Annotated in this window: 5 protein-coding genes and 1 pseudogene; 1 reads left to right on the plus strand and 5 read right to left on the minus strand. The window is 63.7% G+C overall.

What is annotated here, in order from left to right:
- Positions 1 to 11: 11 nt before the first annotated feature.
- The 4 genes from AC1DVM_RS14635 to AC1DVM_RS14650 form a co-directional block, all read right to left on the minus strand.
- On the minus strand, positions 12 to 1196 hold the full coding sequence (locus tag AC1DVM_RS14635; protein ID WP_477255338.1) for an aminotransferase: 1185 nt from the start codon (positions 1194 to 1196) through the stop codon (positions 12 to 14).
- A 98-nt stretch (positions 1197 to 1294) separates the two neighbouring features.
- On the minus strand, positions 1295 to 3214 hold the full coding sequence (locus tag AC1DVM_RS14640) for a potassium transporter Kup (RefSeq protein WP_477255340.1): 1920 nt from the start codon (positions 3212 to 3214) through the stop codon (positions 1295 to 1297).
- 185 nt (positions 3215 to 3399) lie between these two features.
- The gene (locus AC1DVM_RS14645) at positions 3400 to 4092 is read right to left on the minus strand and encodes a response regulator (protein ID WP_477255342.1); all 693 of its coding nucleotides are present in this window, start codon (positions 4090 to 4092) and stop codon (positions 3400 to 3402) included.
- Positions 4089 to 5603: a DUF4118 domain-containing protein gene (locus AC1DVM_RS14650; RefSeq protein ID WP_477255344.1), complete on the minus strand. Its 1515-nt coding sequence runs from the start codon at positions 5601 to 5603 to the stop codon at positions 4089 to 4091. Before AC1DVM_RS14650 ends, AC1DVM_RS14645 begins: the two co-directional genes overlap by 4 nt.
- Positions 5604 to 5832: 229 nt before the next feature.
- On the opposite strand from AC1DVM_RS14650, the gene AC1DVM_RS14655 reads away from it, so the two are divergent.
- Positions 5833 to 6237: a RidA family protein gene (locus tag AC1DVM_RS14655; RefSeq protein WP_477255346.1), complete on the plus strand. Its 405-nt coding sequence runs from the start codon at positions 5833 to 5835 to the stop codon at positions 6235 to 6237.
- A gap of 68 nt (positions 6238 to 6305) precedes the next feature.
- Here AC1DVM_RS14655 and AC1DVM_RS14660 read toward each other — a convergent pair.
- Positions 6306 to 6441 (minus strand): annotated as a pseudogene (locus AC1DVM_RS14660) (elongation factor P); the annotation flags it as partial.

A 6441-nucleotide genomic window follows, 5' to 3' on the forward strand; every position in this document is an offset into this window, starting at 1 on the left:
CCCCGCACTCGTCAGACGGAGAATCCCCGCAACCGCTTGGTGAGGCCGATGAGGACATCCGCACCCACATTGGCAAAAGCCACGCGCAACYGCCGCTCTTGGCCGGGGCCGAAATAACTGCCGGGCAGGACCAGCACGCCGCGCTCCGTCGCCAGTTTTTCCGCCACCTGCTGGGCGCTCCTGCCCGCGAATGGATGCGTCAGGTAAGCGAAATAGGCTCCGGCGGATTCGATTCGCCATCCCGGCAAGGGCGTCAAGGCCTGCCGAAACACCTGGGCCCGGTGATTGATGTTATGGCGGTTTTCCTCCCGCCAGCTTCGCAGGTTGTCGATCGCCCATGGCAGGACCGCCTGAGCCGTTCGCGGCGGACAGATCTGGATGCAGTCGAGGATCTTCGACACCTGCGCGATGAGGGCGCTGTCGGCCGTGATCGCGCCGGTGCGATGGCCCGGAATGGCGTAGGATTTCGAGAACGAATAGAGCTGGATGACCGTCTGCCGCCAGGAATCGTCGACGAAGAGCCCATGCGCCCGGTTCATCTCGTTCGGCAAGAAATCACGATAAGTCTCGTCGATGACGAGGTAAATGCCCTTGTCTCTGCACAACGCCGCAAAGGCGTCGACGACATGGCCCGGATAGACCGCCCCGGTTGGATTGTTTGGCGTCACGAGGACGATGGCCTTCACCTTCCCGTCGATCAGCGCCTCGGCATCCTCGACCCGCGGCACGAATCCCGTCTCGGCGCGGCATGGCAGCGGCCGCGCCTCGATCCCCAGCATGTCGAGGCTCATCTCGTGGTTGAAGTACCACGGCGCCGGCAGCAGCACGGCATCCCCGTGGCGGGCGAGCAGCATCATGGTGGCGAAGAACGCCAGATTGCACCCGGCCGTGACAGCCGTGTCGCGCGCCTCGATGCGCCCCTCGTAGATCGCCGACATTTCGGCCGCATAGGCGCGACGCAATTCCTCGTCGCCATCGATTGCGCCGTACCGCGCAGCCGCCGCCGAACCGGCGCTCTCGGCCAACCGCTCGAGCATCAGAGGATGGGGCGCGGAGCCCGGCACCGCTTGCGACAGGTTCATGGCCGGACCATGGGCCCCGTCGTAGCGCGCCAGCCACCCTTGCGCCTCGGGAATCGGCGGGGTGCCGACATCCTGGACGAGGGGGTTGATGGCGGCGGGCGTTGCGGTCTTCATGGCCAGGGTCCTGATGGAGCGCCGTTGCCATATCAAGAAACGATGGGCGGGTCTAACCAACCTGACGTAGCGGCTCAAAGCGTGATCCGCGGCCTGGGTCAGACCGCGACCTGCGCGCCGACCTCGACGACCTGACTCGGGGGAATGTGGAAGAACTCCGTCGCGTCACTGGCCGATTTGGCGAGAGTGATGAACAGCTTGTCCTGCCAGAACGGCATGGTGGACCGGGCCGACGGGCGAATGGTCCGACGCGATAGGAAGAAGGACGCCGCCGGGAAATCGAACGTCCGGCCTTTCTGCCGCAGGAGCGCCAAAGCGGCGGGGATATCCGGCGTCTCCATGTAGCCGTATGTCATGAAGACGCGCCAGAACGACCCGCCGACATGCTCGATCGCGATGCGCTTGTCGTCCGCGACCCGGGGAGCATCGTCGGTTCTGACGGTCAGCACCACATTGTGCCGGTGCAAAACCTTGTTGTGCTTCAGGTTGTGAAGCAGCGAGGGCGGCGCGTTGTCGGGATCGCTCGTTAGGAAAACGGCCGTGCCATCCACTTGGAAGGGCTTGCTCTTCTCCAGCATGCCGACCAGCTCGATCAGCGGAACGTCGACGGCGCGCGTCTTGGACAGGACGAGACGGGTTCCGCGTCTCCAGGTCATCATGAGAGCGACCAACATCGCGCCGACCACCAGCGGCATCCAGCCGCCCTGAGGAATTTTGAGGGCGTTCGCTGCAAGAAAGATCAGGTCGACGAGGAGAAACGGCGCGACCACCGAGACGGAGAGCCACAAGGGCCATCTCCAGAGCTTCCAGACGACGATGAACGCCATGACGGCCGTCACCACCATCGTGCCGGTGACCGCGATCCCGTAGGCGTGCGCCAGAGCACTGGAGGTCCGGTATGCGCCGACGAGGAACAGCACGGCAACCAGCAGCAGGAGATTGACCCGGGGGATATAGATCTGCCCCTTTTCGGTTTCAGACGTCCACCGGATCCGCATGCGAGGCAGCAATCCAAGCTGAATGGCCTGTTGAGTGAGAGAGAAAGCACCCGTGATGACCGCCTGGCTCGCGATGATCGTCGCCAGCGTCGCCATGCCGATCATCGGTAGAACTGCCCATTCAGGATAGAGGAGGAAGAAAGGACTTTCGATCTTGCCCGGATCGGCCAGCAGCAGCGCCCCCTGCCCCATGTAGTTCAGGGCGAGGCTCGGAAGGACGATCCATAGCCACGCGGTCTGGATGGGCCGCCGGCCGAAATGGCCCATATCGGCATAGAGCGCCTCGGCGCCCGTGACCGCCAGAAACACTGCGCCGAGGGCGAAAAGACCGGCCCAGCCGTGCGAAGACAGGAACGCCATGCCGTGGACCGGACTGATTGCCAGAAGAATGCCCGGATGGTCCCAGATGTGGACGATGCCGCCGATCGCCATGAGGACAAACCACAATCCGGTGATCGGGCCGAACCAGGTGGCGACCCGTGCGGTGCCGTGGCTCTGCACCGCGAAAAGGCCCACCAGGATAAGAAGGCTGAGGGGCAGCACGTATGCCGTAAACGCCGGGGTGATGAGGGTGAGCCCCTCAACCGCGGACAGGACGGAGATGGCGGGTGTGATGATGGCATCGCCGTAGAAAAGGGCGGCGCCCGCCATGCCCAGCAACGTGACAACCAGAACGTTGTGGCCCAAAGCCCGTTGCGCGAGAGCCATGAGCGTGAGCGTTCCGCCCTCGCCGTTATTGTCCGCCCGTAGGATGAACAGCACGTATTTGATGGTGACGATGACGATCAGCGCCCACAGGATGAGCGACACGATTCCAAACACCATGGCGTGCGTGACGGCGCCTCCTGCCGCCGCGGCGGTGAGCGATTCCTTCAGAGCGTAGAGCGGACTGGTGCCGATATCGCCGTAAACCACCCCGAGCGAACCGAGGGCCAAAGTCCAGAAATTCGACGGGCGGACATCGGAAGGATGGGCCGAACTCGCCGCTTCGGCAGGCAGGCCTCCGAGCGCTGCGTTCATCGTCTCTTGCTGTCTCACGGGGTCAGCGCCTTGCACAAAAACTGCCACAATATCGCTGTCGGCACGCCCCCGGATCGGGAGCCGCCGAAGCGTCGACGGGAGACATGACGTCTTTCGAATAAAGCTTCGATGGGGAATCACAGCGCCGGATATAAACGCCGCATAAAGCCGCCGTTGAACGGGCTTCAGGTCGTATCGGCGAGGCGGTAGCCGATCCCCGGCTCGGTCAGAATGAACCTGGGATCCGACGGGTTGGGCTCGATCTTCTGACGGAGCTGGCCGACATAGACCCGCAGATATTGCGTGTCGTGCACGTGGGCGGCGCCCCAGATGGCCGTCAGCAGCTGGCGATGCGTCATGACCTTTCCGGCATGGCGCGCCATGAGGGCCAGAAGCTCGAATTCCTTCGGGCTGAGCGCGAGTTCGGTGCCCTGCCACGTCACGAGATGGCGAGGAATGTCGACTTCCAATCCGCCGACCCGCAGAACGGGAATCTCGCCGTTGCGCCGCATGCGGTGGCGCAAGGCGGTGCGAAGGCGCGCCATCAGCTCGCCGACGCCGAAGGGCTTGTTGACGAAGTCGTCGGCCCCACAATCGAGCGCGGCGATCTTTTCGGCTTCCCTGTCCCGCGCTGTCAGAACGATGATCGGCACATCCGACCACTCGCGCACACGCCCGATTGCCTCCATGCCATCCATGTCAGGCAGGCCGAGATCGAGGATGACGACATCCGGCGCATCGGACGCGATCTTGCGAAGCGCAAGCGCGCCGTTGTCGGCCCTGAGCACCTCATAGCCGTTCGCCTCGAGTGCGGGCGTGAGAAAGCGATGGATGGCCGGTTCGTCGTCCACAACGAGAACGCGTGTCTGGCCGGTCATGGAGCATCCTTCGGAAGCGGCAGCCTGATCTCGATACGCGTCCCACGGCCCTGCCGCACCGGGCTTATGGCAGCGACGCTTCCCTGGTGAGCCCCGGCGATTCCCTTGACGATCGCGAGGCCAAGACCCGTCGCCTCGCCGGACGGCGGCGCGGCCCGCGAGAACTTATCGAAGACGCGCGGCAGCGCCTCCGCACTGATGCCGGGACCATCATCTGTCACCGAGAGCACCACCACGTCGACCTCCCGCTTCGCTGCCAGAACGATATGGGCGCAGGGCCCGGAATATTGCACAGCATTCCCCACCACATTCGACAGCGCCTGATTCATCAAGTTGGGGTCCGCCCGAACGAATGGCAGATCATTCTCGACTGACACCTGAAAGCTTTGCGTCGCCCCGCGCCGCCTCGCAGTCGCGACGGAGCGGTCGAACAGCTCCCGCAGGTCGATCCAGTCCGGATGGAAGTCGAGGGCGCCGGCCTCGAGGCGGGTGATAGAGAGAAGGTTTCGGACCATTCCGTCGAGATGCTCGGCTTCGGCCTTCACCTGATCAAGCAGGTCACGCCGGGCCGGCTCGGGCAATCGGCCTCCATATTCGATGAGACTCGTGGCGGCGCCCAGGATCGAGGCGAGCGGCGTGCGGAAATCGTGGCTGATGGACGCCAGGAGCGTATTGCGCATGCGTTCGGTCTCGGTGGCCATGCGCGCGTCCGTAATTTCACCGGCGAGGCGCGCCCTCTCCAGCGCCGTCGCAGTCAGTTCCGCCATGGTCTCGGAGAGGGTCAGATCCGCTGCGTCGAGGGGCGCGTCGCCAGTCCGGGCGATGCCGAAGGCACCGATCACCCCGCTGGCGGCGCGCAAAGGCAGGAAAAACCACGTTCCGCCTTCATCTTTAGGAGGTTGCCCCGCGCCGATTGCCGGTCCACCGGACATCGCGATCTCGGCTGCCACCGCGAGCTGCGGCTCCAACTCGATATCTGAAGGCCAAACGGCGGACGGGGTGAGGCGACCGTCCTTCGTCAGCATAATCGCGCATGAGCGGTGGAGAATCTCCCCGACGCGCCTCGCCGCATGATCCGCGACGATGTCCCGATCGGCGAGTGCCGATAGATCGCGTGCGAATTTGTACAGGCGCCGCGAGGTCCGATCGCGCTCCGCCGCCCGCCTCGCCTGCTCGCGAACCCGTCCGGCGATGGTTGACGTCACAATCGCGGCCGCCAGCAGGACGAACAACGCCAGCACTTCGTGCGGCTCGGTCACCGAAAGGGTGTGCAGCGGCTCGATGAAGAAGAAATTGTAGGCGACAAACGACAGAACCGACGAAAACAGCGCCGGACCGAATCCGAACCGCGTCGCCGAATACAGAACCGCCAGAAGAAAGATCATCGAGACGTTCGGCAGGCGAACCTGCGACGTCAGCGCGAGGCCCGCGAGCGTCGCCAGAGTGACCGCCAGGAACGACCAGAGATAGGGGAGCGTCTTCCCAAGATTGCGCTGTTCAGGGGAATTCATGAAGGAATGCCCTGACGATATGCCCATAAACTTTCACGGCAACCGCAAGCCAGTAACGCCGATCGTCATCTGGATGCAGGACGGCAAGCCTTTGCATATTCCTACCTTTGACCGAATTCATCGCGGTCACAACGTATCGATGGCATAGCCCCCCAAGCTTGACTTTATTTTATTGCATTTTTTGATGGGTCTCTGTAGCCCGCGGCCATTCCGCAGAGAGGACGACCCGATGATCACGTTCAGAAACCCGCCGAATGTCGCCCCGCCGATCGGCCGCTATACCCATTCGGCCGAGATTGCCCCGAATGCCCGGCTGTTATTCGTGTCGGGTCAGGTCGGGATGACGCCGGACGGATTGTTGCCGGACGATTACGCGGAGCAATGGCGGAACGCCCTGCGAAACCTCGTTCTGAATGTGGAGGCCGCAGGGATGACGGTGAAGGACATTGCCAAGTGCACGGCTCTCATCGTCGAAAAATTTCGCCCGGTGAGCGAGGCCGAACGGGCGAAGGTCAGCATGATCTCCAAGGAGATTCTGGGCGACCACGTGCCGGCCTGGACGACCCATATCATCCCGGCTTTGGTCCGACCCGATCTGATGCTGGAGATCGAGGCTGTGGCAGCCGCCGCCTGAGGCGGGCTGGAAAGCAACGCGCGGTCTAGGTCGCGTCGCTCTCCGAGAGGAGCGGCGGCGAGCCGCTCCTAGTCCTTGGCGCGTTCCACGTACGACCCGTCTTCCGTCATGATCACGACCCGGGTGCCGGGCATGATGTGGCCGGGGACGAGGGTGCGGACGCCGTTCGACAGCATCGCGGGCTTGTAGGAGGAGGAGGCCGTC

Source organism: Microvirga sp. P4_A5, from assembly GCF_056402495.1.

Bases quoted from the DNA above. Each gene is read 5' to 3' on its own strand.
- AC1DVM_RS14640 (WP_477255340.1), bottom strand. From the start codon at position 3,214: ATGAACGCAGCGCTCGGAGGCCTGCCTGCCGAAGCGGCGAGTTCGGCC.
- AC1DVM_RS14645 (WP_477255342.1), bottom strand. From the start codon at position 4,092: ATGACCGGCCAGACACGCGTTCTCGTTGTGGACGACGAACCGGCCATC.
- AC1DVM_RS14650 (WP_477255344.1), bottom strand. From the start codon at position 5,603: ATGAATTCCCCTGAACAGCGCAATCTTGGGAAGACGCTCCCCTATCTC.
- AC1DVM_RS14655 (WP_477255346.1), top strand. From the start codon at position 5,833: ATGATCACGTTCAGAAACCCGCCGAATGTCGCCCCGCCGATCGGCCGC.